The 26,092-nt window shown below is 29.9% G+C and carries 27 protein-coding genes and 2 pseudogenes; 7 read left to right on the top strand and 22 right to left on the bottom strand.

All coding sequences use genetic code 11. The annotated features are described in order from the left end of the window. Positions 1-146 (top strand): annotated as a pseudogene (locus Q326_RS19205) (IS256 family transposase); the annotation flags it as partial. Positions 147-342: 196 nt separating this feature from the next. On the opposite strand, the gene Q326_RS17330 reads toward Q326_RS19205, so the two are convergent. Continuing rightward, complete coding sequence (locus Q326_RS17330) at positions 343-1,110, bottom strand: transposase (protein WP_051531451.1); 768 nt, start codon at positions 1,108-1,110, stop codon at positions 343-345. A 526-nt stretch (positions 1,111-1,636) separates the two neighbouring features. Here Q326_RS17330 and Q326_RS17325 point away from each other — a divergent pair. Then, a complete protein-coding gene (locus Q326_RS17325; protein WP_245592109.1) occupies positions 1,637-1,813 on the top strand; it encodes a hypothetical protein in 177 nt (58 codons plus the stop codon). 234 nt (positions 1,814-2,047) lie between these two features. On the opposite strand, the gene Q326_RS0112495 is transcribed toward Q326_RS17325, so the two are convergent. The 6 genes from Q326_RS0112495 to Q326_RS0112470 are packed head-to-tail and all read right to left on the bottom strand — an operon-like array spanning position 2,048 to position 9,093. Further along, positions 2,048-2,740 carry an ABC transporter ATP-binding protein gene (locus Q326_RS0112495; RefSeq protein ID WP_026895702.1) on the bottom strand — a complete coding sequence of 231 codons (693 nt, stop codon included), beginning with the start codon at positions 2,738-2,740 and terminating at the stop codon, positions 2,048-2,050. Further along, a complete protein-coding gene (locus Q326_RS17320) occupies positions 2,664-3,494 on the bottom strand; it encodes an ABC transporter permease (protein ID WP_051531449.1) in 831 nt (276 codons plus the stop codon). Before Q326_RS17320 ends, Q326_RS0112495 begins: the two co-directional genes overlap by 77 nt. Further along, positions 3,469-4,467: an ABC transporter substrate-binding protein gene (locus Q326_RS0112485; protein ID WP_026895701.1), complete on the bottom strand. Its 999-nt coding sequence runs from the start codon at positions 4,465-4,467 to the stop codon at positions 3,469-3,471. Before Q326_RS0112485 ends, Q326_RS17320 begins: the two co-directional genes overlap by 26 nt. Then, complete coding sequence (locus Q326_RS0112480) at positions 4,464-4,829, bottom strand: cupin domain-containing protein (protein WP_026895700.1); 366 nt, start codon at positions 4,827-4,829, stop codon at positions 4,464-4,466. Before Q326_RS0112480 ends, Q326_RS0112485 begins: the two co-directional genes overlap by 4 nt. An 18-nt stretch (positions 4,830-4,847) precedes the next feature. Then, on the bottom strand, positions 4,848-5,201 hold the full coding sequence (locus tag Q326_RS0112475; protein WP_026895699.1) for a cupin domain-containing protein: 354 nt from the start codon (positions 5,199-5,201) through the stop codon (positions 4,848-4,850). Between the two features lie 19 nt (positions 5,202-5,220). Next, the gene (locus Q326_RS0112470; protein WP_245592108.1) at positions 5,221-9,093 is read right to left on the bottom strand and encodes an acyl-CoA dehydratase activase; all 3,873 of its coding nucleotides are present in this window, start codon (positions 9,091-9,093) and stop codon (positions 5,221-5,223) included. A gap of 135 nt (positions 9,094-9,228) precedes the next feature. Here Q326_RS0112470 and Q326_RS0112465 point away from each other — a divergent pair, with 135 nt between their 5' ends. After that, positions 9,229-9,912 carry a Crp/Fnr family transcriptional regulator gene (locus Q326_RS0112465; protein ID WP_026895697.1) on the top strand — a complete coding sequence of 228 codons (684 nt, stop codon included), beginning with the start codon at positions 9,229-9,231 and terminating at the stop codon, positions 9,910-9,912. A 64-nt stretch (positions 9,913-9,976) separates the two neighbouring features. Here Q326_RS0112465 and hcp (Q326_RS0112460) read toward each other — a convergent pair whose 3' ends face one another. The 5 genes and pseudogenes from hcp (Q326_RS0112460) to hcp (Q326_RS17315) form a co-directional block, all read right to left on the bottom strand. Beyond that, positions 9,977-11,626 (bottom strand): hydroxylamine reductase, encoded by a 1,650-nt coding sequence (hcp, locus tag Q326_RS0112460; protein WP_026895696.1) that lies wholly within the window; start codon positions 11,624-11,626, stop codon positions 9,977-9,979. A 369-nt stretch (positions 11,627-11,995) separates the two neighbouring features. Next, positions 11,996-12,601, bottom strand: a complete 606-nt coding sequence (locus tag Q326_RS0112455; protein WP_026895695.1) for a flavodoxin family protein — start codon at positions 12,599-12,601, stop codon at positions 11,996-11,998. A gap of 126 nt (positions 12,602-12,727) precedes the next feature. Then, positions 12,728-13,255: a hypothetical protein gene (locus Q326_RS0112450; protein WP_026895694.1), complete on the bottom strand. Its 528-nt coding sequence runs from the start codon at positions 13,253-13,255 to the stop codon at positions 12,728-12,730. 172 nt (positions 13,256-13,427) lie between these two features. Further along, positions 13,428-14,126, bottom strand: a complete 699-nt coding sequence (locus Q326_RS0112445; protein ID WP_026895693.1) for an FprA family A-type flavoprotein — start codon at positions 14,124-14,126, stop codon at positions 13,428-13,430. Between the two features lie 432 nt (positions 14,127-14,558). Then, positions 14,559-16,205 (bottom strand): annotated as a pseudogene (hcp, locus tag Q326_RS17315) (hydroxylamine reductase). 175 nt (positions 16,206-16,380) lie between these two features. Between hcp (Q326_RS17315) and Q326_RS0112435 the strand changes: the two are divergent. Next, positions 16,381-17,076: a Crp/Fnr family transcriptional regulator gene (locus tag Q326_RS0112435; protein WP_026895692.1), complete on the top strand. Its 696-nt coding sequence runs from the start codon at positions 16,381-16,383 to the stop codon at positions 17,074-17,076. Between the two features lie 29 nt (positions 17,077-17,105). Here Q326_RS0112435 and Q326_RS0112430 read toward each other — a convergent pair whose 3' ends face one another. From Q326_RS0112430 to Q326_RS0112395, 8 genes are all read right to left on the bottom strand, one after another. After that, positions 17,106-17,834 carry a class I SAM-dependent DNA methyltransferase gene (locus tag Q326_RS0112430; RefSeq protein ID WP_026895691.1) on the bottom strand — a complete coding sequence of 243 codons (729 nt, stop codon included), beginning with the start codon at positions 17,832-17,834 and terminating at the stop codon, positions 17,106-17,108. A gap of 19 nt (positions 17,835-17,853) precedes the next feature. Continuing rightward, positions 17,854-18,408: a hemerythrin domain-containing protein gene (locus Q326_RS0112425; protein ID WP_026895690.1), complete on the bottom strand. Its 555-nt coding sequence runs from the start codon at positions 18,406-18,408 to the stop codon at positions 17,854-17,856. Between the two features lie 4 nt (positions 18,409-18,412). Continuing rightward, positions 18,413-19,039 (bottom strand): hypothetical protein, encoded by a 627-nt coding sequence (locus Q326_RS0112420; RefSeq protein ID WP_026895689.1) that lies wholly within the window; start codon positions 19,037-19,039, stop codon positions 18,413-18,415. A gap of 13 nt (positions 19,040-19,052) precedes the next feature. Continuing rightward, on the bottom strand, positions 19,053-19,247 hold the full coding sequence (locus Q326_RS0112415) for a DUF1858 domain-containing protein (RefSeq protein WP_026895688.1): 195 nt from the start codon (positions 19,245-19,247) through the stop codon (positions 19,053-19,055). A 125-nt stretch (positions 19,248-19,372) separates the two neighbouring features. Beyond that, entirely contained in the window at positions 19,373-20,335 is a 963-nt protein-coding gene (gene asrC, locus Q326_RS0112410) for a sulfite reductase subunit C (RefSeq protein WP_026895687.1), read from the bottom strand. A 13-nt stretch (positions 20,336-20,348) separates the two neighbouring features. After that, on the bottom strand, positions 20,349-21,143 hold the full coding sequence (gene asrB / locus Q326_RS0112405; RefSeq protein WP_026895686.1) for an anaerobic sulfite reductase subunit AsrB: 795 nt from the start codon (positions 21,141-21,143) through the stop codon (positions 20,349-20,351). Then, positions 21,143-22,153: an anaerobic sulfite reductase subunit AsrA gene (asrA, locus tag Q326_RS0112400; protein ID WP_026895685.1), complete on the bottom strand. Its 1,011-nt coding sequence runs from the start codon at positions 22,151-22,153 to the stop codon at positions 21,143-21,145. The genes asrB and asrA overlap by 1 nt, the downstream gene beginning before the upstream one ends. Positions 22,154-22,347: 194 nt before the next feature. Next, positions 22,348-23,016, bottom strand: coding sequence for a Crp/Fnr family transcriptional regulator (locus tag Q326_RS0112395; protein WP_026895684.1), 669 nt, complete (start codon positions 23,014-23,016; stop codon positions 22,348-22,350). A gap of 110 nt (positions 23,017-23,126) precedes the next feature. On the opposite strand from Q326_RS0112395, the gene Q326_RS0112390 reads away from it, so the two are divergent. After that, positions 23,127-23,387, top strand: coding sequence for a TIGR04076 family protein (locus Q326_RS0112390; RefSeq protein ID WP_026895683.1), 261 nt, complete (start codon positions 23,127-23,129; stop codon positions 23,385-23,387). A gap of 4 nt (positions 23,388-23,391) precedes the next feature. Beyond that, positions 23,392-23,883 carry an HD domain-containing protein gene (locus tag Q326_RS0112385; RefSeq protein ID WP_169733587.1) on the top strand — a complete coding sequence of 164 codons (492 nt, stop codon included), beginning with the start codon at positions 23,392-23,394 and terminating at the stop codon, positions 23,881-23,883. Positions 23,884-24,119: 236 nt separating this feature from the next. On the opposite strand, the gene Q326_RS0112380 is transcribed toward Q326_RS0112385, so the two are convergent. Both Q326_RS0112380 and Q326_RS0112370 read right to left on the bottom strand, forming a co-directional pair. Beyond that, the gene (locus Q326_RS0112380; RefSeq protein WP_026895681.1) at positions 24,120-24,527 is read right to left on the bottom strand and encodes a hemerythrin domain-containing protein; all 408 of its coding nucleotides are present in this window, start codon (positions 24,525-24,527) and stop codon (positions 24,120-24,122) included. 737 nt (positions 24,528-25,264) lie between these two features. Next, entirely contained in the window at positions 25,265-25,579 is a 315-nt protein-coding gene (locus Q326_RS0112370) for a cupin domain-containing protein (protein WP_026895680.1), read from the bottom strand. 245 nt (positions 25,580-25,824) lie between these two features. Between Q326_RS0112370 and Q326_RS0112365 the strand changes: the two genes are divergently transcribed. Beyond that, the coding region (locus Q326_RS0112365) for a transposase (protein WP_026895679.1) at positions 25,825-26,092 on the top strand (268 nt) is incomplete at its 3' end.

The raw sequence follows: 26,092 nt of genomic DNA, 5'->3' as shown, positions 1-26,092 counted from the left end.
CTTCTGATCAATCCCTTGAAAAAATGCTTTATTTGGCGGGGCAAAATGTAATGAAGAAATGGAACAGAAACTATAAAAACTGGGACTTAGTCCTTAATCAACTAATGATATTCTTTAAAGACAGAATAGATGCTTTTGTTCTGTAAGTTATCATTAGAAACCATTTCTTCATTAATAAAGATTATTCCCAAAACCATAAGATTTTATGAATATAATCATATAGCTTTGGCAATTCTATAATCAAAGTTAGTATCAATTTTGTTCTATATTATTTAATTTAATAGTTATTGTCAGATTGGATTTAAACTTCCTAAAAGCACAAAGTTATTTACAGACTCCAACTTACTTGACAAACACCGCCTGTCTTGTTTGTTTTCTTGTTAGAATTGTATTGATTGTTATATCGAATTCGCCTTCTTCTGGAATCTTAAAACCTGAAACAATGCCACTACTATTTTTATCTTTAACTCTGATTAAGTAATTCCAACCTTTTTTCTCAGCATGTGCAAAAATATTGTAACTTTCATAACCTCTATCAGCCATGATAATTGTTTTGTCATTAATATTTGAGCGATCTATCATGGTTGCCATAGCACGGTATTCATTTTCCTTTCTGGCTGGCTGTATTAAAGCATCTGTGTATCGCCTTTCAAGGATATTATAGAATGCATTTAAATGGAGTTGGTTAAACCCTTTACCTGATGATTTTGAGTGAAAGTAGGTATCTATATCACTTGGATTTCTAGAAATGTTAATATCTGATCTATCACATGCAATGAGATTGTATCCTTCATATTTCTTAGTGCCTGAATAAAGAGCGTTAAATTCATGAAAAAGGAATTCAAAAGCCGTAGGCAGTATCTTTTTTCGCTGTTGATTAAAAGCAGATACCGTAGCTGTATCCGTGGAAAAACTAAAGTATTCAAGCATTTCTTTGGATAGAGAGCCACCTTCCATAGTAAGCATCATATGAATCATAGTCTCAAAATTTAATTTTCTATTTCTTGTAAAATCCGTATTTGAATTTTTACAAAATAGAAAAGAAACATTTGATACATCATGAATCAGCTTAAATAAAGTATCTTTAACGTCTGTAGCAAAATTATTCATATAGCGAAACCTCCTTAAAATCATATATTTAAGGGGCTTCGCCACATTTTTTTATTAATTTGTCAAGGGTTTTATAAAATTTTACAGAAAAAAGAGAGCCTTTTACTATTTCAAGTATAAAACTCTCCTTAAATTGCTTAACTAAATGACATTGCTGCATCGAGCTACTTTTCTTCATGTCATAATTCTTAAACTACTAATAATATTTTTCAATAAAAAATCAGATTTAAATATTTTATTCTTCTAGTACTACAACAAAAAACCTGCCAAGCTAAATTTCACTCAACAGGCATTTTATAATTTAATTCTTTTTTGTTCTAATATATTCATATATAACCTTATCTAATTTACGATTAATCTTAAGTATCTTGTCTTTATTGCTACTATCTTTTTTATTCATTAATTTATTCAGTTCTTACCTTAACTCTTGCATACGCATCTCTATTTTTTCATGATTTTTCCCCCAATTTTTATAAAACTTGCTCTATAATCAAGTTTATACATAAAAAATACAGGTGATTATTTCATGATTGTTATAACAAACAAAAATATGAAAAATTTAATAGGTGATCATGTTCGTCAAGCACGTCATAAATCAACACCAAAAGTAACTCAAATTGATTTATTAACAAGATTGACTGTTCAAGGGATTGAACTAGAAAAAACTACAATTTCTGAAATTGAAACAAATACTCGCCTGTAACGGATATTGAACTTGTAACCATCGCTGATTCTTTTTGAGTAACTATTTTATGTTCATTGAATAAAGAATAAGACTTACTTCAATCTTATAATTTCTGTTAATACATAAAAAAGAGGTTATTGAAATAAGTTACGTTTAGTACAAAACCCCTTTTAAATAAGCTCTGCTAAACTAAGTATTTCTTCATTATTGGGAAAAGCATTTAGTACTTTATCTATACCAATACAGTATCTATTATCTTACAAGATAATCCACAATCTCATTTCTTATGTTCATCAGTATTTTATCTTTTAAATTCCTTTTCCTTCTAGATATTTTTATTTGAAATTCTTTCATTATTCTTGTAGGTCGGTTTGATAAAACTACAATTCTATCCCCAAGCAAAAGCGCTTCATCTATTTCATGAGTAACAAATATAATCGAATTTTGCTTCATTTCCCAAAGCTTTATGAGTTGTTCAATCATATGAAATCTTAAATTATAATCAAGGGACTTAAAGGGTTCATCCATAAGTAATAAATCAGCTTCATAATTAAAAGCCCTTGCAATAGAGCAGCGTTGTCTCATTCCACCACTTAACTCTGAAGGATAATGATTTTCAAACCCTATAAGCTCTACCTTTTCAATCAATGCTTTTATTTTATCTTTTGAAGCTATTTTATTTACAATATGAATATTTTCATAAACATTTTTCCATGGAAGCAATCGGTCCTCTTGAAATACATAACTAATATTTTTGCTTTTGTTCACGATCTCTCCTCTAGAAGGAACCAAATATCCTGATATAATATTAAGCATTGTAGATTTTCCACATCCAGATGGCCCAACAATACAAAGGATTTCTTCTTTATTAACCTTTAGCGAAAAATCTTTTAATACAAAAGAACTTCCAAAACTTTTTTCTATTTTGTTCATTTGTAAAATCATTATGCTCTATCCCCTTATTTCCAAAATCGAATACAAAGTCTATTAACTTTTGAGATAAAAATCCTAATAAAATGACAATGATAGTCCATGCTAGTACCTTGCTTGTTTCAATATTTAATCGTGCATTCGTAATTTGTGCTCCTATACCAGTGCTAGAGCTTAGAACTTCCCCCATTATCACTAATTTCCATCCTAATCCAACAGCTATAGTTATTCCAGATTTAAAATAAGATTTCAATGATGGAAGTATAATATCAAATAATACATCCTTGTTTTGAAAATGAAAAATCCTTGCCATTTCAGTCAGCTTAGGATCAATATTTTCAAACCCTTCTACAATATTAATAATCATTATGGGTATACTTGCAATAAATACAATAAATACAGTAGCCTGACCATCCAATCCAAACCAAATAATTCCAAGAGCTAACCATGATATAGGTGGTGTAGCCTGTATAATATGAAATACAGGCTCGAATAAATACTTTATTCTTTTACATTCACCTATTGCAATCCCTAAAATACTCCCTAACAAAATTGCTCCAAAAAGACCTATACAAAGTCTTTTCAAAGTAATCCATACATGATTTAAAAATTGGGCATCCATCAAGACATTCCATACATCTTGCAATGTTTTAATAGGCCCAGGAAGAATTATTGGTGAATAAATCATAGATAATCCTCCCCAAAGTACAAGTATGCTAATAATTGTTTTAAAAATATCTCTATTATTTTTCGTAATAGAAGCTTTCATTTGGAGTTTTCCCTCCAATACTATCTGCTTTAAAATTTAAAAGTGTTTCATAATATTCATTTAAATCCTTCTTACCATCATTAGACTGTTTATAATTAAGTCCTAAAGTTGGTATAGCTTTTTCTATTAAATCTTTATTTAGCCCTAGATATTTTTCCACTAATTCCCCTGATTCTTTAGGGTTTTTTAGTGTCCATATGAGAGCTTTTTCATATTCCTCTTCAAATAATGTCACCAATTCTTTATTTTCTTTCAATAATTTATTGTTTATAACAATCCCTGCATTCGGAATATCATATTCAGTTCCTTTTATTTTTTTCCATTCATCCATATAATCAAAAATTACTCTTACCTTTTTATTGTCTATTTTGCTTGCAGTTATAAAAGGTTCTATATTCATAGCATATTCTATTTCTTCTGCCTTTACCATCTGTGCAATTTCTGATGGTGTTGAATAAATTATTTTAATATCTTTTCCAACTTCTAATCCATGTTCTTTTAATAAATATTGTGTCACAATGTCAGGTGGAGCGCTTTTAAAAGGAATATACAGTTTCTTACCTCTTAAATCTTCCCATTGATTACATTTAGGATCTGTAGTTGATAAATACATCACTCCCCAAGTATTTACATTTGTAAGCTTTATATCCACACCCTTATTATATAGCTTAGCAGCTGTATTTACAGGTACCGCTAAAAAGCCATGTTCTGAACCAGTAGCCATAGCCAATAGTTCTTCTACACTATTCCATATTTTAAAATCGATTTTTACATGTTCTCCTAATGCATTTGTTTCCATCATTCTAAGTAAAGGAAATGTAGGTGGTGCCTTTGGTCCACTCATAATAATACTTATTTCTTCTTTTGGCGTTTCATTTATTATTTCCTTATCTTTATTTTGTGATTGACTGCAACCAAAAATCATCGCACTACACAATATTGCAATCAAAATCAATATACTCTTTTTTTTCATAATTTATTCACTCCATATTTTTGTTCCTTAACAATAATAATTAACAATTTTGACTTTTCTAATGCATTATAACTAAACAATTTATCTGTAGGTACAACAATTGATTCACCTTCTTCAAGAAGAAATCTCCTGTCTTCATCAATAATCACTTCTAACTTACCTTCGACTATATAAAACATTGTATCACCAGGCATTGAAAAAGCACTTACTCCTTCTCCTTGTTCAAAAGCAAATAAAGTCATACTAAAATCTTCTCTTTGTGCAAAAGTACGACTTTCTATGCCACCTTCTGCATAATCAATTAATTGTTTAAAATCCAATATTTCCTCAAAATCAATATTTTTAATATATTTTCCTGTCACAATTATCACTCCTATCTATTATTTAACTTTTTGAGGCTTTACAACGATAAGCAACATTTTATATTTTTCAATAGACTCTAATGCATGTGGAATATTTGCAGGCATAACTGCTATCTGCCCTTCCTTCAATACAACTTCTGTATCATGTCCAATAGTAACTTTCACACTACCTTCTATAACATATACCATTGCATCTCCAGGGGCAGAATGGGTACTTAATCCCTCCCCCTTGTCAAAGGCAAACAATGTGATACTCAAATCATTCCTTTGTACAAGAGTTTTACTACTTACCCTTCCCTCTGCATAATTTATTAAACTCTTTAACTCCAATACTTCCTCAAAAGGTATGTTCTTCAAAAATTTTTCTTGCATTTCTATTCCTCCTCATTTTTTATATATAATAAATGAAATTTTGAATTTTTTCATCATTTCCACTATGTGAACTCCCATCAAAGCATAATTCTATAGTAGGCTTCGTGGAGACATTTTCATCTTGCTCCTTCAAAATTTTTAATATAGTTCCCGTATTTTCATACATTGAATTCAAATGAAGTATGCCATGAATGTTCTCTAAACCTCTTAATGATTTCGCCATTCTATATCTTCCATTTCCTCCACAGTATAACGGTAATTTTCTATCAGCCATTTTTATCATTTCATCTATATCTTTATCAAATGGACTGTATTCTCCAAGTGCTTTAGAAACCTGGTTTATAATATTTTTCATTTTTATCAAAATATCTTTTATTATTGGATGTTTTCTTTTTTCTTTTCTTAAAAAATCCATCCATTCAAAATACATGACTTCAGAAACAGGTTCATAATAAACTTTATTTTTATCCTCTAATTTTTCAAGTTGATGATGATTGAGTACAGGGTTAAATACTATACTCAATTCTCCCAATGCATAAATTGATTTTTCATATTTTCTTTCTGATAATTTTTTATAAATACAATTGGCTATTCTTATCAATAATCTTTCGTTAAAATTTCCACATTCGATCGCTTTTAATATTTCTTCTAGGTATTCATGACGATCTTCTATATCTGCAGCCATAATCATATCCCCTGCAATCAATATTAACGAAAAATCTTCCCCATACTTTTTATCTTCTAATAAATCTTCTATAAATGGCGATTCAATTTCAATATCCTCATAGCCTTCCAGTTTGATTTTTTGCTCTAATAATCTACCATATTGTCCAAAGGTTTCACTTCCTTCTGTTTGAGGCACCCATATACATCCATTTATTTGATCTATTTTTTGAATTTGTGAAAATACATCTCCTAATAAAGCTGTTAAAGATAGATATTCCTTTGATATAGCATACTTTTTCCCTATTTCTAAGGATTTTTCATCCATAGGTGAAAGAAGGTTTACATCTATTCCTTTTTTCTTTAATATTCCTTGTAATAAAGGACTATATGGATATATATAAGGTATATACAACTTTTTATTGTTTTTATACTCGTTTGTTCTCTTTTTATCTTTTTTCTTTATTTCTTTATCTATTTTGCTATTTTTCAAACTTTCTATAAACGCTTCTAATCTAGTCATCACACCTACATTTGATGCATGCTCATCTACCTCTATATGCAAATATGGCTTATCTCCCATCTCTTCCTTGAAATAATGACTCAATATAGTATCTGGTCCACATCCATGATTTGTAAGATATATAGCATAAAGATTTTTATTCTCCTTTATGATCTTTGCTCCTGATAAAATATGTTGACCAAAAGGCCAATACATATTGGGATAATCATCAGATAAGTCATAGCTGTGCGCTGGAAGATTGGATAAAGTAAGTACTTTATGCCCCCTTTCTCTCAACTTTCTTGGAATTTCCATATTTAGCCCTTGATCTGCTATCCCATAAGCTCTTGTAATAATAACAAATGCTTTTTCATCTTCTTTAAGGGAATCTATTAACTCTTTTCCTAGTTTTTCAACCTCTTCTTCAAATTGCTTAAATCTTTTCATTCCTTTTGTCAATGCCAATGTAGTCTGAAATTTATTTTTTCCAAGTTTTTTCCCTAACTCCATTAAAGTTTGCATCATATATTTTTTACCAAATTTGAAAGACAATGCAGGAGATAAGAGTTGAATCCCTTTCTCTTTTAAGTTCATAGTCTTTGCTACAATCTGAGGTGCAGTCTGCATATATACACATGCATAATCTTCTCTTGTTTTAGATACTGGATGCTTCATAGTATATAAGCTAGGTAAAAATATATAATCTACATCTTTATGAATAAGGGTTGCCACATGGCCATTAATCAATTTTATTGGATAACAAGTCTCATCTAATGCATACTCTTGACTAAATGCAATGATTTCTTCATTGGTTTCTTCTGACAGTAAAACATTAAATCCTAAAGCTTTAAAAAATTCATTGAACATTGGGAATAATTTGTGAATAAATAAAACTCTAGGTATTCCTATAGTAAGTTTTTTATCATCAATGTTTTCTGTATAACCTTTTAAAAATAACTCTTTTATTTCGTTTTCCATATCTGGTAATTCAGTAGACCTGATTTTTTCATCTTTTTTATTCTCCACTTCTTCTTTTGTTAATAATGCTACCCCATAAGCACCTGTAACACTGAAAAAAGGTGGTACATAAATTTCCTTGCCAAGTACTGCTCTAAAGGCATTTACTACTGCTTGATTGTATGCAATTCCTCCTTGCAAGAAAATTTTATTGCCTATGAGTTTATTCGCAACCACTTTGTTTAAATAATTATTTACAATAGAATAGCTAAGCCCTGCCGTAATATTTTCTTTACTCTTTCCTTGAGCTATTGCCTTTGAAATATTGCCTTCTATAAAAACCGTACACCGATCACCTAAATTCAAAGGCTTATTTCCTTTTAAAGCAATTTTTTCATATTCTTCTATAGGAATTCCTAATTTTTTTGCTTGTTCCTCAATAAATGAACCTGTTCCTGCAGCACAAATCTTATTCATTTCAAAATCAATGACACGACCATCTTGTACCTTTATATATTTTGAATCTTGCCCGCCTATTTCAAAGATTGTATCTACATCTTTGTCTATTTCAATAGCCCCTTTTGCCTGTGCTGTAATTTCATTTACAATTAAATCTGCTTTTATCTTCTTGCCAATCATCATTCTACCCGAACCCGTTGTACCAATCCCTGTTATATTAAGTTTTCCCTCGAATTCGTCTTGAATAGATTGTATTCCTATATCTACAGCTTTTTTAGGATCTCCTTTCGTTCTTAAATATCTATAGGATAAAACCTCTTTATTCTTATCAATTAATACAAGATTCGTACTCGTAGATCCTATATCTATTCCTATATAGCCATCAACCATTGTTTTTTTTACAATTTTACAAACATGCTTATTTTCATAATCATTTTCGCCATATCCTTTAAGAGGTTCATAAAAACTTACATCTTCATTTCTTATATCAAGATATTCTAACTCATTCAATAAATTTTGAAGATTGCATAGCATATTTTTATTTATGGCTAACAAAGCTGCGCCTAAAGCTCCTATTTTTGAGCAATCACTCGTCACAATCAGTTCATCATCAGAAAACTGAAAAATATCTTTTAATGCATTTACAACACCTTCATTGTTTGCTACCCCACCTACAAACATAACTGGTTTTTTAATATTCATTCGCTGTACAACATTCCCTTTGTAATTTCTAACAAGGGCATAAGAAAGCCCAAGCAATATGTCTTCAATTTTAACCCCATCCTGTTGATGGTGAATCATATCCGTCTTAGAAAACACACTACATCGTCCTGCAATTCTAGGTATTTTAGTAGCCTTTTGAATATAGCTTGAGTATTCCTCTAATTTAATCCCTAGTCTTGATACTTGCTCCTCTAAAAAAGATCCGGTTCCAGCTGAACAACTTGAATTCATAGAAAATTTAATATTTGTTCTATTATCTTTTGAAAAATTTGTAATAAATCTAGAGCTTTGAGCTCCGATTTCTATAATAGATTGAACTTTTTCATTTTTATACAAAACCCCTTCTATAAGTGATGAGATATCAGTTATATGATTTTGTCTTAAAATATTTCCATGTTTTCCGGTAATTCCTACATAATAATTTTTCGTATTAAATTTTTTTTTAATATTGCTCAACTGTTCAATTAATAATTGATTTATATTTCCATGATGAAAAGTGCTGTTAATAAAAATTTGTTCTTTTTTATTGTTTAATACCACACATTTTAATGTAGCATACCCAATATCTATTCCAATACTATATATCACTAATTTATCTCCCTTTCTATTGATATTGATTATCTTTTTCATTTACTTTTCATTATCATTATAGTATAATAATTTTATATTACATGTATCTAGAGATACTCTTTTTAAAATTTTTTTAGAATTTAGGAGGTCGTGATGAAAAATATTGCTAACTTTCTTTCTAAATCAATTATTTTCAAACATAAGACACAAAATGAAATAAACAATATTTTATCTTCAATTAAATACATTATAAAATCCTATGATAAAGGAGATTTAATTTTTAGTGTAGAGCAGCCAGCTGAATATATTGGAATTATTCTAGAAGGTTGCATTGAAGTACAAAAAAATTTAGCTTCTGGAAAAATTGTAACTATTCTCTACAAAAAAGAAGGAGACTTATTTGGAGAAGGCTCCGTTTTTTCAAAAACAAATACATATCCTTGTAATATATTCTCAAAAACAAAAAGTAAAATTCTTATCATTAATAAAGAAAATATGCTTTATTTACTAAACAGTGATACCTATTTACTATCTAATTTTTTAACTTCACTTTCTAATAGAGTTCTTTTATTAAACCTAAAAACAGAGTTATTATCTTATTCCTCAATTCAACAGAAAATCGCATTTTCATTACTTTATTTGATGGATGAATATAGACACAATAATGTTATTCAATTACCTTATTCTAAAAAAAGATGGTCCGAACACCTAAATGTGTCTAGACCATCTTTATTTAGAGAATTAAAAATTCTTTGTAATCAAAAAATTATCGATATTGAAAACAGAAAAATTGTCATCTTAAGTGAAGATGCTTTGATAAATATTTTACATAATTAATCTAAAAAATCAAAATCCAAGCATTAACGTTTCATTTCTTCGTTAATGCTTGGATCAGTATATATTATTCTAAAAACATTTTTAAATCTTCATCAACAGTTCCTATCCCTGCTATGCCAAAATTCTCTACTAATACTTTTGCTACATTTTGTGAAAGGAATGCTGGTAGCGTTGGTCCTAAATGAATATTTTTTACACCTAAATAAAGTAATGCTAAAAGTACAATCACAGCTTTTTGCTCATACCATGCAATATTATAAGCAATAGGTAATTCATTTACATCGTTTAACTCAAAGACTTCTTTTAACTTTAAAGCAATTACCGCTAGTGAATATGAATCATTACATTGACCTGCATCTAAAACTCTTGGAATTCCACCAATATCACCTAAATCAAGCTTATTATAGCGATATTTAGCACATCCTGCTGTTAATATAACTGTATCTTTGGGTAATTTTTCTGCAAATTCTGTATAATAGCTTCTTGACTTCATCCTTCCATCACAGCCAGCCATAACAAAGAATTTTTTAATCGCTCCAGATTTCACGGCTTCTACTACCTTATCTGCTAAAGCAAATACTTGTGCATGAGCAAAACCTCCAACGATTTTACCATTTTCAATTTCTTTAGGTGCTGGTAATCTTTTCGCATGCTCTATAATATCGCTAAAATCCTTCGCTTTACCATCTTCTCTATTCTTTATATATTTAAATTCTGGATATCCAGTAGCACCTGTAGTATAAACTCGATCCGCATAGCTTTCTCTTGGTGGTATAATACAGTTTGTTGTAAATAATATTGGTCCGTTGAAGGATTCAAATTCTTCATTTTGTTTCCACCATGCATTTCCATAATTTCCTACAAAATTTGAATATTTCTTAAAGAATGGATAATAATGAGCTGGTAGCATTTCCCCATGGGTATAAACATCTACACCTGTATCCTTTGTTTGTTCTAAGAGTTCTTCTAAGTCTTTCAAATCATGTCCTGATATTAATATAGCAGGATTACTTCTAACTCCAATATTTACCTCTGTGATTTCTGGGTTTCCATATGCACCCGTATTGGCTGCATCTAGCATAGCCATAGTATTCACTCCAAATTTTCCTGTTTCTAAAGTAAGCGCTACTAAATCATCTACGCTCAATGCATCATTTGATGTAGAAGCTAAAGCCTTTACAATAAAATCATAAATTTCTTCATTTTCTTTTCCTAAATTAAGTGCATGTTCAGCATAAGCTGCCATCCCTTTGAGTCCATAAGTAATTAATTCTCTTAAAGAACGTACATCTTCATTCTCTGTTGCTAATATACCTACTCCAATAGAGTCTGCCTTTGCAAAAATTTCTGAATCTGATTTCACTTCAAAAGTAGCCGCATCACATAACTCTCCTAAATTTACTCCCTGATCTATTAATTTTTTCTTTACTTCTTCTCTAAGTATTATAGCTTCTTTTATTTTTTCAACAAATGCAGCATCATCAAAGTTCGCATTAGTAATTGTCATAAATAATCCATTTAACATAAAATGATTCGCTTTAGAAAATCTAATCCCTTTTTCTAATCCCTTTTCTTGAAGTATGGCAATTCCTTTTAGGGTATAGATCATTAAATCTTGTAAATTTGCAACCTTGTCTGTCTTTCCACAGACTCCTCTAATTGTACAGCCTGTCCCTTTAGCAGTTTCTTGACATTGATAACAAAACATACTCATTTAAAAACCTCCTTTAAATTTAAAAAATTATTATGAATTTATACCTTTATAATAAATGATTTTTAATATAAACTCGGTATCCTATGATACCATTATCAATTATTTAATAACTTTTTCCTGTTAGTTTAATATTTTCTAGTTCAAAATAATGACAAGATGTGATTCCAGTAACTATATTGCAATGAGAATATTCATCCTAAAAAATGCTCATTGCAAAACTCCAACTACATCTTTCATTCATATATACCCTCATTTCTTTCGGTTATTCAATTTTTCGAATTTTTAAATTATGTAAGCAATACATATGTAGGAATCAAAAGAATACAAGATTACCACAACACTTGCCAGATAACTCTCCATTATTAATAATTATACACTGGAGCATAATCCACATTTTATACAAGGTTCGCCATCTATACATGTGGAAACAGCTATAGAAATAGGATAAGCATAATATTTTTTTAATGTATGTTCAAGAAAATTAACAGCATTTTGTAAATCTTTTACATCTGGATGTATCCGTGAAGCCAAATGTCTTTCAACACCTGTTTCATCCAGGAAATGGGGATGATCTGGTGGTAGTTTCCTTCTTTTTTGTGTTCTTTCTGGAGGTATTTTTCCTTGACTTAAAAATATACCTAGACATTGATTATTTTTGCTTATATAATCGAAAACATTACTTTTTACCGTTTGTCCATAAGTACTGTTTGGATAACTTCCCATTGTCCCAAAAGCAAGTATTTTTCTATTTTGACACATATCTATAATCTTTTTACTGCGAGAATCAAGGGTAGATTTTCTACACCAAAAACAGAGAATGATTAAATCATCATCTTTTGATAAGGCATTACTTTTACTACTTTTCTGAACAGTCAATTGGTAAGAAAAATGTTGTAGTCTTGTCTGAATTGCTTGTGCAAGTTTTTGAGTATTTCCTGTACACGAGGAAATATATAATGTGACATTATTAAGCATATGATTGTACACCTCCATACTAAAAAAAACAAATAAAATTTCTACACGCTCTCAATAATCTTTAATGATTTATCCATGATTCTTTATTTTATAATTTCCATAATCTTTTTTTCTAGTATTAAATTCCTATTTACAAGCATTCAAATATTCGGTAAATATTTTCTGATAAATTCTTCCACCATTCATCAACATATGACAAATTTCCTTTTTATCACACTCGGATCCGATGATAAAGAGTGCATCATACAAAAACATAATTGTTTCTTCATAACAATATCTGTTAGCTGTCATATTTCGTAAGATCGGTTCCATGGACATAATGCTGGATAACAAAGTATATTTCCATTCTTTTAGTTCTGTTTTTAAATCATCTAGTCTTGCCACATCATAATCATCATTTCGTCCACATGGATTAATACATGTTAAACAACGATTAACTAATTTAAATTTTTCGGTATGCAAAATTTCAATATGATTTTTAATTTCCAGATAAGTATATTCCTTGTCGGAAATAAACATACGTAATCCTAACAATAAGGCATTATGGGTACTTTCAGTAGGACGATTTTTATTTCCTTCAACAGAACGAGCAAGACCTACAATCGCCCCAAATAAATCTTTCTTTGCATATTCAATACAACAGATATGGGTCATTTTTAAATATCCTTTCTTTAGATTTTTTTATCTAATCTATATTAATTATAATTTATCTTCACAAAATTGTAGCTTTACACTGATACCTGTCTCTAAAATTGTATACTAATAATATCCACGTACACATATATCTTTCGTATATCTATATATGTTGTTGTTTTATAGATGGTTACTACTTAATATTCTCCATATAGTAATTCACAATATCAAAAAGAAAATCTTTCAAAATCACACCATGACCAGGAGCAATCATTTTAATAGGAAGATTATTCAATGTAGCAATAACCTTTTTTTCTTCTAATGTTGCATTTGAAAATACTTTTTTGTAATAAGATGTTGCTAAATAAAGAATATCTTCCAGAGAATAATCCAAATCCAATGGCGGCTCTGCCCCTGCATATTGCCCAAATAAATCGTTTGAAAATAAAATTCCTTTTGATTTTAAAAATGTAACCATATTATCGTCCCAATGTAATCCAGGAGTTTCATAAAATTGAAATTCATACGTTGAAATATTTAGAATTTCTCCATTATAAATATTATGGTAATTTATATATGGAAGTGTTTTGGATAATCGTATCTTGCAAGCATTTGTACAGTAGATAGGTGTTTTGGGATACTTTTCAACTATTGCTTGTAATGCTCCACTATGATCCTCTTCAGAATGATTTAAAATGATAGCATCTAGTTGAGCTGTTCCAATGATATCTTCAATATCCTGTAAAAATTGTTCTGTATACTTAACTGGAACTGTATCAATCAAAATGTTTGCCTCTCCAGTAAGCAGATAGGAAAGAAATGAAAATTGCTTATCAGGTTTAATAATAACTTTTCCAAGTACATAAAGATTTTCTGAAATATTATAATACAAAATAATTCCCTCCAATTTTTTATATCTTTATACTATCAATAAAAAATATTGTCTAAATTATATTTTTATAGATGAATCTCTATCAATTAAAGTACTTTTAGGTTTATACAATTTGAAAACACCCTTATTTCTAACTAATTTAAGTATAACCTTTATAATAATAATTGATGTTGCTACCGCAACATGAGTACAAATTTATTATAATATAGTGAGTTTATAATTATTTATAAACTTTATTGTCTAATCTTCACCAGTGGTTTTATATAAAAAGAACCGTTGAATAATATATTTTTATAGATTATTCAACGGTTCTTTTAAGCTTTTAATCCTATCTACATACTTATTTAACTAGAGCTGATGTCTTTACAATAATCAATTCTAGTATTTCATCTTGCTTAGTTCCTAACGTAATTAATTTGACAAGAAAGATATTTATCCTAAAAATAGTTTCAAATCTTCTTCAACAGCTCCTATTCCTGCTATTCCAAAATTCTCTACTAAAACTTTAGCCACATTAGGTGAAAGGAATGCTGGAAGGGTTGGTCCTAAATGAATGTTCTTAACTCCAAGGTGTAGTAATGCTAACAATACTATTACAGCCTTTTGCTCATACCAGGCTATATTATATGATATAGGAAGTTTATTTACATCATCAAGTCCAAATACTTCTTGGAGTTTTAATGCTATAACAACTAATGAATATGAATCATTACATTGTCCTGCATCTAAAACTCTTGGGAGTCCACCAATATCGCCAAGACTTAATTTATTATACTTATATTTTGCACATCCTGCCGTTAATATAACCGTATCCTTTGGAAGTTTTTCTGCAAATTCAGTATAGTAATTTCTTGATTTTGCTCTACCATCACAACCAGCCATTACAAAAAATCTCTTTATAGCACCAGTCTTAACAGCATCTACAACCTTATCAGCAAGAGCTAACACTTGATTGTGTGCAAATCCACCTATAATTTCTCCTTTTTCTATTTCGGTTGGAGCTTTGCATTGTTTAGCCAAAGCAATCAGCTTTGAAAAATCCTTATTTCCATTTTCATCTGCCTCAATATGCTTACAACCTGGTACGCCTGTAGCTCCTGTTGTAAATAACCTTTTCTTATATGAATCTTTTGGAGGAACTACGCAGTTTGTAGTCATTAGAATTACTCCATTAAATTTTTCAAACTCTTCCCCTTACTTCCACCATGCATTTCCATAGTTTCCTGCAAAATGATCGTACTTCTTAAATGCTGGATAATATTGTCCGGCTAACATTTCGCTGTGGGTATAAACATCTACCCCAGTTCCTTCTGTTTGCTCTAATAACATTTGAAGGTCTTTTAAATCATGTCCAGAAATTAATATTCCAGGATTTTTTCTAACTCCAATATCAACCTTTGTAATTTCAGGGTTTCCATAAGTTTCAGTATTAGCCTTATCAAGTAAAGCCATTGCAGTTACACCATATTTTCCTGCCTCTAATGCAAGTGCTACTAACTCCTCCACAGATAGTGAATCATCCAAGGTAGCAGCTAAAGCTTTAGCCATAAACCCATGAACTTCTACGTCATTGTATCCTAAGTTCATAGCATGCTTCATATATGCTGATAAACCCTTAAGTCCATAGATAACAAGTTCTCTTAAACTTCTTACGTCTTCATTTTTAGTTGCTAATATTCCTACCGTCTCAGCTTTTGCTTCAAACCTGCTAACATTGTCCTCTAGCCATGCTACAGCATCAGGAATAACAACTTTACTTGATGCCAATCCAAATAATTTCTTAAAGAATCCTCCATGATCTTTAGTTTCTCCAATTTGTCCACCAGCATTTACAACTTTATGCTTTAATTCTTCTCTTAATTTTAAAGTTTTCCTTACTCTATCTAAAAGAACTTCTCTATCAAAATTTGCATTAGTTATTGTAGAAAATAAATTTTCTGTTATATATTTATCCACTTTGGCATCAATTACGCCAACCTTTCTTCCCTCATTACTCACTATCGCTAATCCTTTTGTTGCATATACTAATAAGTCTTGAGCTTTTGCCACATCTGAAGTTTTACCACACACCCCTTTTATTGTACAGCCTTTTCCCCCTGCTGCTTCTTGACATTAAAAACAAAACATATTTGACATGATATACCTCCTAATTTATTATCTTATTTCGAATTGAAGTCTTGTTATTTCTATGTGATTATTATATTATAATTATTAAGACAATTCGGTATCTGAGGATACAAAAGGATGGGATTTTATGATAGATCAATATATTAATGTAATTAAAAAATCGCCTTTATTTCATGGTATAGATACTGACGAAATATTTTCGCTTTTCCACTGCTTAACGCCCCAGATATATGATTATAATAAGAATGAGTTCATAATAAGTTCTGGTGAAACAATTGATAGATTTGGTTTAGTTTTAGAAGGGGAAGTAATTATCACTAAAGAAAATGCCAAAGGAGACAGAGTTGTAATGTCTCTAATAAAAAAAGGCGGTTTATTTGGTGAAATGTTTGTATTTTCAAGCCGTAAAATATGGCCAGTAACAGTAATGGCACAATCATCTTGTAAGATTTTATTTTTTACCAATTCAAGTCTTATAGCTAGGTGCGGTAAAAATTGTTCTTGGCATACTTTAATGCTTGGGAATTTTATAAAAGTAATATCCGATAAAGGTTTAATGCTAAATAAAAAAGTTGAATACCTCTCGCTTAAAAGTATAAGAAGTAAAATTTGTTTGTATTTATTAGATCAATATGAAAATGCCAAAAATAATACCTTAACCATACCCCTAAAACGCAATGAACTTGCTGATTTTTTAAATGTATCACGCCCCTCTCTGTCTAGAGAAATATGTGAACTGCGTGATGAGGGTATTATTGATTTTCATTTGTCCACATTTAAAATAAAAAATATTGACGTACTTAAAAGTTTTTGTGATTATTAGGCAAAGTAAAAGAGACATCTACGTCTCTTTTATTTTGCCTCTATTATAAGCGAATAGGAATTGTTTTTATCAAAACTGTTTTTCTTAAAATCTCCATAAGTATTAATTTCTTTAAATCCAGCACCCTTTAGCAAAAAAATCACCTCATCATGCATTAATGGAGTAAGATTAATTTCATTTTTTATTGTTTTATTTGGCACTGATAAAATAGTTTTGAATATAATTTTATTTCTTGATTTTTCGTAGTCATAAATCCTTTCAAATTTTAAAGGAACCAATTCATTAACTATTGTTGGTAGTGATTTAATATCTTTTGAAATAACTCTATCATAATTAATTATTTGAAAAATAAATGCTCCATTCTCTACTAGTAACTTACGGACATCTATAAAAAAATCTCTAATTTGACTTAAACTATCCAGATGAACCAATGAGTTACCAATACAATATATAGCTTCAAATGTAGCTTTCTCAAATTTATCAAACAAATCTATCATATCTGCTTGCAAAAACTTAACTTTACTTCCTAGATTATTTGTTTTTTTACTTAATTCTTGAATCATTTTACTATCTAAATCAACTGCTATTAAATTATAACCATACTTATCCAACTCCATTGCATATCCTCCTGTACCACAAGCAACATCAAGGACACCTTTCGGAGGAATTCCTACTGCGCTCCTTATAAACTCAACAGTATCCTTTGAAATTGGAAAAATACTATCATAATATTTTGAAATATCATCATAAAAAACCATTTCAACTCAGTCCTCTACATTACTTATATTTTTCCTCCAACTTTTCTAACATTTTAATATACTTATTTTGTACTCCCAATCTAATATTTTCCTCTTCAAAAGTATCGCACTCCATATTGACTTTATTTAATGTTTCTTTACCAAGTTCTCTCCTAGCAAAAGAGTATATAACATTATCCTCTTTATCTATATGTCTAGATAATAAATGTGTATATGATACAGCATTTGCTATTACATCAAGCTTTGCCTCATCATCACCTGCGTTAGCTTTATCAAGAGCTTCTTCAAGATCCTTCATATACATCCTTCCAAAATCATGTTCGACAAGCATTCCATATTTGACTATTTTCTCGGCCGTGCCACCAATTTCATCTACCATTCTGTTAAATAAAATCTTCTCTTCCTTTTCATGATGATGCTTATCTGCATAATTTCTTACAAAATCAATCATGTTTTTAAAATCTTTAAAATCTATTTCTTTTCCATTCATAACATCTATACAAGCTTTTCTAATTACCTTGAGCATTCTCTTTATATTTTTGTGTTCCTCTACCATTAATTCGATGCCATCCATATAATCACACCTGCCTTATTGTATTTATACCTTCTTCTGTTCTAGTATATTTATATTCCATACCACTAGCTTCTAAGAATCCATTAATCCACGCATCTCTTAATGAATAAAAATTATTAACATCTCCCCCAGCTGCATCCCAATATTGTTTATGAATATCTCTTATAGTTTTCCACTGAATCATCGTTTCATTGTTTTCAATGATCTCATTTACTCTATCACATGGCATTCCTTCAAGCATATAATCAAAAATTAAATTAAAGAAATCTTGTGGCAATCCCTCATTAACTCCAAGTTCTTTCATAGTACCTGCTGCATTTTCATAAAAAATCTCACAAAGTTCTTCTCTTTTAACAATCTTATTCTTTAACAATTCATTTACAACATATGCTAACCTGCTTTCAACGCTTATTATTCTTTCCTGAAGCCAGCCATGAATATTAGAATGCTCTATTTCATTTTCTAATACACCTCTTACAGGAAACCCATATCTAGAATAACTTTCTTTTACCATCATATCACTGTTATAACCTTTATTTTTAGATATACGAATTATTTCCTCTATAATTTTTTCATGCAGTTGAATTTTGTCATATAGCCAATAATGAATTTTTCCTAAAAATGCACTCATATTATTCCTCTCCTCATCTTACAGCCTCATTTAATGCCTTCATAAGTTTTTCAATCTCTATGCCATGAACTTGACTTGCTTCTTCTATTGTTTCTGCTTGTGCTGATGGACACCCTACACAACCCATACCAAAACCAAAGAGAACCTCTACACACTCCGGATAATTTCTAACAACTTCACCAATAGTCATTTCTTTTAAAATTTTCATTATTTATTCCTCCTTTTTTCAATTCATCTATAACAAATCTATGTTTTAATTATATGATTAACCTTTTTTATATTCAGTATCCATAGATACAAAAATAAAAAACAGCTATAGATAAAATAAAATCTTTAGTATTTTATACCTTTCCAATAAATTGATGAATATACTTCTGCTATTTCTGGTAACGACACATCTTTAAGTGTCCATTTTTTAAATTCTTCAAATCCCGTACGATCTACAATATAACCGATATGTTCTTTACCGCCCGGTGCATTTGGGTCTATATATTCTTTTACATAATCATAGGTATTAAGTATAATTTTGATAATACTGTCTTCATCAATCCATTTGATAAAATCTTCACCTAAACGGGGATTTTTCTTACCTGTTCGCCCCAAAAGAGTCAAGCGATAATATTTTTTAGTACTTCTTAACCAAGCCATATTAGGACAATTTAGCACACACTCTCCACAACCAATACATTTTTCTTCATTACGGACAGGGCGATAATTTTCTGTTTTAAGTGCACCAACTGATTTTTTACTACATACCCTAACACAAGCTCCACAATTTATACAACGAGAAGCATCTAAAGCAGGTAATGTCATCCCCATAATACCAAAATCATGCATTCTTACTTTAGCACAATCATTTGGACATCCTGTAAGTGCAATTTTAAAATGCAAGTCGTTAGGGAAAACTGCTTTTTCAATTCTTTTAGCCAATCCGGTGGTATCATAGCACGCAAAAGGGCAAACTCTATTACCAATACATGCGGTAATATTACGTGTACCTGCTGCCAGATACCCAGAACCAGCATCTTCTTGATTGATTTCAAGTCCTTCAATTAACTCTTGTAGAGCAATATTTACTTCTGGAATTTTCTCAAAAGGTATTCCTGGAATTTCAAAGCCTTGGCGACTGGTAATATGGATCGTTCCATTACCATAAGTCTGAGCAATTTCTTGAATTTTGCTAAGATATTTCACATCCAGATGTCCCCCAGGAACACGTACACGAGAGGCAGTAATGCCACGAGTTTTTGTAACACGAAATGCATTCTTTTTTAAAATTTTAGTATTGATATCCATTTTTCTGCCTCCTTTAATCAATTAGTGTTTTGCTTTTTGTGTAATTAAAAACTGGACCATCTAAACAAACATAAACGTCACCGATTTTGCAATGACCACATTTTCCAAGTCCACAACACATCTTACGTTCTTGGGAAACCCATATATTTTCTTCTGGTATACCAATGTTAAGTAATCCCTGTACAGAAAATTTCATCATCGCCGGAGGTCCAACAACAATTGCAGTTGTATTATTTTTATTATTTAGTTTTAGTTTTGGAATATATTCTGTAACAAGACCTACTTGGCATTCAGTATCACCATCTGCATAATCCACTGTAAGAATAACATTCATGCTTTCTTTCCAACGTGCTAAATCTTCTGAAAACAAAATATCATTTGGTTTTTTAAATCCACTGATTAATGTGAGACTTTCCACTTCATCTGTATGTTTTGAAAAGTAATCTACTACACCACGAACAGGAGAAAGCCCTGTACCACCAGCAATTACAACAAGTTCTCGTCCTTTGTAAATGTTTATATCAAAACCATTGCCATAAGGACCTCTAAGCAATAAGCTATCTCCTACATAATGCTCAAAGACTTCATCCGTAACCTTACCTACACGTCTGATGGTTAAGTCAATAAAATCTTTTCCGATTCCACTGACTGAAATAGGAGCTTCACCATACTTAGGTATAGAAACTTCAAAAAACTGCCCTGGTTTTACTTCTCCTACATAAGCCATACGAAAAGTATATTCAATGTCAGTATGTTTAATGACATCTTTTATTTCAGATACAAAAGGAACATAATCATTGCGTATCATTATTTTGACACCTCCTTCATAGCTTTAGATAATTTATTGATACAATTTGAAAATGAAATATATTCAGGACAGATATCATCACAACGCCCACAACCTACACACATGTGATAACCATTGCGCTGCTTATAATCATGAACCTTATGAAGAACCTTAAAGCGCATTCTTTGTCCTTTTTTCTGACGGTAGCTTCCGCCACCAGCGACATCAGTAAATCCATCTACCATACAAGAAGCCCAAACTCTACGACGTTCACCCACCTTACCATTTTCACTATAAAACATATCTTGCATCGAGAAACAAGTGCAAGTAGGACATACAAAATTACAACGACCACAACCTATACAGCGCGTATCATATTCATCCCACATCTTACTTTTAGTTACTGTAAAATCAAGATTTTCGGGAATAGAAACGCTAGTTGAATTTTCTGTGACATATGCAGGTGTGACAGCTTCTTGCGGAATATTCATATCATCAAGCTGTTTTTGCCATACTTTATTTTTACAGTCAATTCGATATATGTCATCATATTGGTCAATGCTCATGTCATATCTATCTGTACGATTAGTACCCATGCTTACGCAAAAACAATTTTCAAAAGATTGTTTGCATCCCATAAGAATAAATTTCACTTTATCTCGAATCTGATGATAATAATAGTCAGCTGGACCATTATTAAGATACATATCATCAAGTCGCTTTACTCCGTGCATATCACAACTTCGTAGGAACACGATAATATCCTTTTGAGGAATATCTGCTTCATTTGTATTTCCTTCTGTAAAAAAGAATAAGGTTTGAATAATTGGTAAAATGGTCTCTTTGAAAGAATATTGAGATTTTTCATCAAAAACCATTTCATTTACTGAAGAGATCTCTCCATATCTAATACAATCAGTATCAGAAAAAATCCCACTATTTACAAAGCGTTTAGGTGCAAAAATACGATATTTTTTTGCCAATTCTGACATAAAGGAATCTAACTCCAGATTTGTTGCAATATAACCCATAGAAAACACCTCTTCCCTTATTTTATTTATATAAAACAATTTCAAGTAAATTTTAATAGAGTACCTAATAACTCTCCTAAAATAAATTGACAGCTTTCTCAAATTAACAATTTCCCTATTGTTAATTTATTCACATATAGTATGATTCTATTATATTTATTAAAAAAACATTAGGATGTTGCAGTGGCAACATTCTAATGCTTTTTTAATAAATGAAAATAATTTTTTTGAAAATCAATAATTCCATCACTCTTCATATTATTTAATTCTCGAGTAAGAGCGCTTCTATCAGCACATAGGTAATCTGCAAGCTCTAACCTACCTAATGGAATTTCAAAATAGCTACTCTCATGAAGCTGTGCCTGTAAAGACATATAAGTAAGAATTTTCTCTCGAAGAGTTTTTTTTGAAATAATTTCTAACTTTTGCATAAGTTGTGTATTCTTATCAGCAATTAAACGAACCATATTTTCAATTAAACGATGATGGAAAACACAGGACATGTTACAGGCATGTATTATTTTATAGAATGGCATATACAAAATTTCACAATTAGTAGAAGCATAAAATGTTACTGCGGAATTTAGTTGATTTCCACAGGCAAAAGTTTCACCAAAGAGTTCCCCTTTCTTCATAAATGCCAAAATAGTTTTATTCCCCCATATATCTTCTTTTATCATGTGAATAGTGCCTTGCAGGATAATTCCAACTGATTGAATAGGTTCACTAGATAAAAAAATAAATTCGCCTTTTTTGTAATTACGGATATAACTCCCTAAGCATGTAAGCATAGGATTTAAATCTTCTGTTTTAATTCCTGAAAATAACGATAACTGACTAATATTATCAATATAATCTTTCATAATACACATCCCCTTTTAAATAATTATACATACAAGCCAATAACGTTGCAATCGCAACATCAAAAATTGAATATTCTTTATACTATAAAATTAAGAAAGGATGATGTAAAATGAAAAAACATAAAATAATAATTTCATTGATTGATCGTATAGGAAAACATGCTTGCCACCGTGGACACAAAATTGGAGATAAATTTGATTTTGATACAGATAGGGGAAAACTTTGTCCTATGGCTATGCATGTAGCATTTCCTTATATTGATATTTTGAGATATGGAGGGATGCCACCTTGTAGTTCAAATGGTGATATACGATTTTGTTGCCCAGATGCAGATGTTATCAATGTATTTCGATTAGAAATGGTAAAATAAGATGATGAATGATGAATCCCAACTATTGCTAATGGCAGTTTTATTTAAAAATGGACATCCTCGTAGAACACAACATATTCTAAAGGTTTATTCACTATCTAAATTAATAGGTGAACATGAGAACCTTTCACCAGAAAAACAGCAATTACTATGCGCTGCTGCAATTTTACATGATATAGCAATTAAGCTTTGTAAAGAAAAATACGGAGATGCTTGTCAAGAAAATCAACAAATTGAGGCTCCATCCTTAGTTAAACATTTTTTAAATACATGTAATTATCTTCCGTCATATAGGAATACTATCCTAAATTTAGTATTAAATCATCATAATTATAATATTGATCAAGGAATAGAACATCAAATATTAATAGAAGCTGATTTATTGGTTAATTGCTTTGAAGACGAGTCTATTCAAAAGAAAGCACTTGAAGTTTACCCATATTTTAAAACAAAAATAGGTATACAAATATTAGAAAAACTTATGAAGAATGAATAATTTATGCAATTGAATTTAATTCAAAAACAGATAACAAAGTATATTGCTCAAATGTATATTAAATGGTCACTAAAAATTATAAGCAGACATAGAAAAACAAAATACGATTATTACCACTTCTATCCATTTCTTTTCATGAAATAGATAGAAGTGGTAATATATTAAAAACTCTACGTTCTATACAGGGAATTGAAAAAAACATTAGGCATAGTTTTTATAAAAACTACATTTCCATTTTAGCCTAACAATGGATATAATTCATTTTCTTCTCTTTGTATCCTATCCATCAATGTCTTAAATACTTGTTTTGTATCTTTATTAAATGCCTCAATATTTTGTTTGATCTTGTTAGCAGTATTATATTTTGATTTGTAATTTTCATACACCATAGTAACTTCTTCCATTTCTTCGAAAAACTTCTTGCCAAATGCATCTAATGTTATATCCGTATTATTTATTAAATGAGGATACAAATATTTATCTTCATTTAATAAATGTATTTTTAGTTTACCAGTAATGGTATTTATATTTCGAACAATTTCCTGGATATTTTGTTCTACCATATTATTTTCAATTTTCTTCAATACGTAGTTCACTAATCCGGTTATGTCATTATGTTGTCTTTTTAAATTGATAATATTCATATTCCATATCCTCCACACAAGATTAATTATTAATCTTTTTAATATATTCTTTCTTCATCATTTTCACTCACATGACACCTTAAAGCAAATAACATCACATACAAATAATCCTTATAGAAATATTTTATCTTTTTTAGCCTTGTTTTTTAATCTAGCATACTTCACCGTTTATTGCTATACTAAATATAAATTTTCTAAAAATACTTTTCCTGTCTTTGTCTTTAAATATTTATTTCTTATTTTTATAATTGAAGCTTTTTTCATTATATCCTCGTATATATTAACCCAAAAGTCTGCTTCTCCAAGAATTTGAAAATCAATATCATCAATTATTTCATATGTATGGTGATGTCCTACTAAAAAACATACTCTAGCTATGGCTTCACTGTATTTTTCTATAATCTCATATAAGGTATCTTTTTATCAAAATATTTTTTATCTATGTTGTATCCATCTCCCTTTACAAAATAATGTCTTTATTTACGATTAGTTTATCATCAAAAATATATCAAATCGGTATCTTATGTTACTATTTTTATAATTTTATTTTGTGTTCAAATCACTTTTCCATTAAAGTACCTTTTTTAACATATTGGTCATTTCTCTTTAAAGGAATATCAAATATAACCTTCCTTAATAAATATTTATGCCTTCTTTTTTATAAATAAAAAACTGTTGAATAACATATTTCATGGATTATTCAACAGCCCTATTAATTTTTTGATCATACTCCATACTTATTTAACTGGAGCTGGTGCCTTTACAACAATCAATTCTAGAATTTCATCATGCTTGTTACCTACATTCATCTTAGTTTTATATGGTATTTTTAATATACTTCCTTGTTTGTATTCATGTATTTCTTGTTCATCTAATCCTATAGATAGTGTTCCTTTCAGTACAGTCATATACACAGTAGAATTTGAAAAATGTTCTGGAAGTCCTTCCTCTTTATTAAAAATCATGTGTAAGTAATGTACATTTTCATCTGAAATAAGCATTTCCACTGTTCTATCATTGCTATTTGTCATATTGTAAACCTTTTCTACCACTTAAATTCCTCCTTCTCTCTTGAAATTTTTTATCTTATATATATTATCATATAAGCAAACATATATACGTAACAATTGTTACTGATGACTTTTTTATTTTTAACAGATTTTATATTTTTTTAAATATACTCGATCGCTTTTGCAGGACATTTATCTATTACGTATCTAATTCCTTCCCCCTGTGTTAGAATAGTTGTCATATAGATGTTATAATAATTGTGAGTAAAGAAAGGATGACAATCTATATGAAAAATAAGAGCTATAATAAAGAATACATTGAAGATATATTAAGGCAAATATCTCCGCCAATAAATAAAAAAGTATCACAGGTATCTAAGGAAACAGGAGTATCTACAAACACTATCTATGGGTGGAAGAGAAAAGCTAGAATAGAAGGCAAATTAATACCCAATAGTAATCCTAATCGACTTAAGAGATGGAGAAAAGAAGATAAACTTAAAATTGTAATGGAAACATTTACAATGAATGAAGAAGAATTATCAAGGTATTGTA

The organism is Clostridiisalibacter paucivorans DSM 22131 (assembly GCF_000620125.1).
Classification (GTDB): Bacteria; Bacillota; Clostridia; order Tissierellales; family Clostridiisalibacteraceae; genus Clostridiisalibacter; species Clostridiisalibacter paucivorans.
The sequence above is the reverse complement of the archived record's forward strand: the minus strand, read 5'-3'. Positions and strand labels throughout refer to the sequence as shown.

Coding starts and splice junctions, on each gene's coding strand:
- hcp (WP_026895696.1), bottom strand. CDS start 11,626: ATGAGTATGTTTTGTTATCAATGTCAAGAAACTGCTAAAGGGACAGGC.
- Q326_RS0112485 (WP_026895701.1), bottom strand. CDS start 4,467: ATGAAAAAAAAGAGTATATTGATTTTGATTGCAATATTGTGTAGTGCG.
- Q326_RS0112495 (WP_026895702.1), bottom strand. CDS start 2,740: ATGATTTTACAAATGAACAAAATAGAAAAAAGTTTTGGAAGTTCTTTT.
- Q326_RS0112435 (WP_026895692.1), top strand. CDS start 16,381: ATGATAGATCAATATATTAATGTAATTAAAAAATCGCCTTTATTTCAT.
- Q326_RS0112430 (WP_026895691.1), bottom strand. CDS start 17,834: ATGGTTTTTTATGATGATATTTCAAAATATTATGATAGTATTTTTCCA.
- Q326_RS0112465 (WP_026895697.1), top strand. CDS start 9,229: ATGAAAAATATTGCTAACTTTCTTTCTAAATCAATTATTTTCAAACAT.
- Q326_RS0112420 (WP_026895689.1), bottom strand. CDS start 19,039: ATGAGTGCATTTTTAGGAAAAATTCATTATTGGCTATATGACAAAATT.
- Q326_RS0112425 (WP_026895690.1), bottom strand. CDS start 18,408: ATGGATGGCATCGAATTAATGGTAGAGGAACACAAAAATATAAAGAGA.
- asrC (WP_026895687.1), bottom strand. CDS start 20,335: ATGGATATCAATACTAAAATTTTAAAAAAGAATGCATTTCGTGTTACA.
- Q326_RS0112395 (WP_026895684.1), bottom strand. CDS start 23,016: ATGAAAGATTATATTGATAATATTAGTCAGTTATCGTTATTTTCAGGA.
- Q326_RS0112380 (WP_026895681.1), bottom strand. CDS start 24,527: ATGAATATTATCAATTTAAAAAGACAACATAATGACATAACCGGATTA.
- Q326_RS17320 (WP_051531449.1), bottom strand. CDS start 3,494: ATGAAAGCTTCTATTACGAAAAATAATAGAGATATTTTTAAAACAATT.
- Q326_RS0112450 (WP_026895694.1), bottom strand. CDS start 13,255: ATGACCCATATCTGTTGTATTGAATATGCAAAGAAAGATTTATTTGGG.
- Q326_RS17330 (WP_051531451.1), bottom strand. CDS start 1,110: ATGAATAATTTTGCTACAGACGTTAAAGATACTTTATTTAAGCTGATT.
- Q326_RS0112415 (WP_026895688.1), bottom strand. CDS start 19,247: ATGAAAATTTTAAAAGAAATGACTATTGGTGAAGTTGTTAGAAATTAT.
- asrA (WP_026895685.1), bottom strand. CDS start 22,153: ATGGGTTATATTGCAACAAATCTGGAGTTAGATTCCTTTATGTCAGAA.
- asrB (WP_026895686.1), bottom strand. CDS start 21,143: ATGATACGCAATGATTATGTTCCTTTTGTATCTGAAATAAAAGATGTC.
- Q326_RS0112455 (WP_026895695.1), bottom strand. CDS start 12,601: ATGCTTAATAATGTCACATTATATATTTCCTCGTGTACAGGAAATACT.
- Q326_RS0112385 (WP_169733587.1), top strand. CDS start 23,392: ATGAATGATGAATCCCAACTATTGCTAATGGCAGTTTTATTTAAAAAT.
- Q326_RS0112475 (WP_026895699.1), bottom strand. CDS start 5,201: ATGCAAGAAAAATTTTTGAAGAACATACCTTTTGAGGAAGTATTGGAG.
- Q326_RS0112390 (WP_026895683.1), top strand. CDS start 23,127: ATGAAAAAACATAAAATAATAATTTCATTGATTGATCGTATAGGAAAA.
- Q326_RS17325 (WP_245592109.1), top strand. CDS start 1,637: ATGATTGTTATAACAAACAAAAATATGAAAAATTTAATAGGTGATCAT.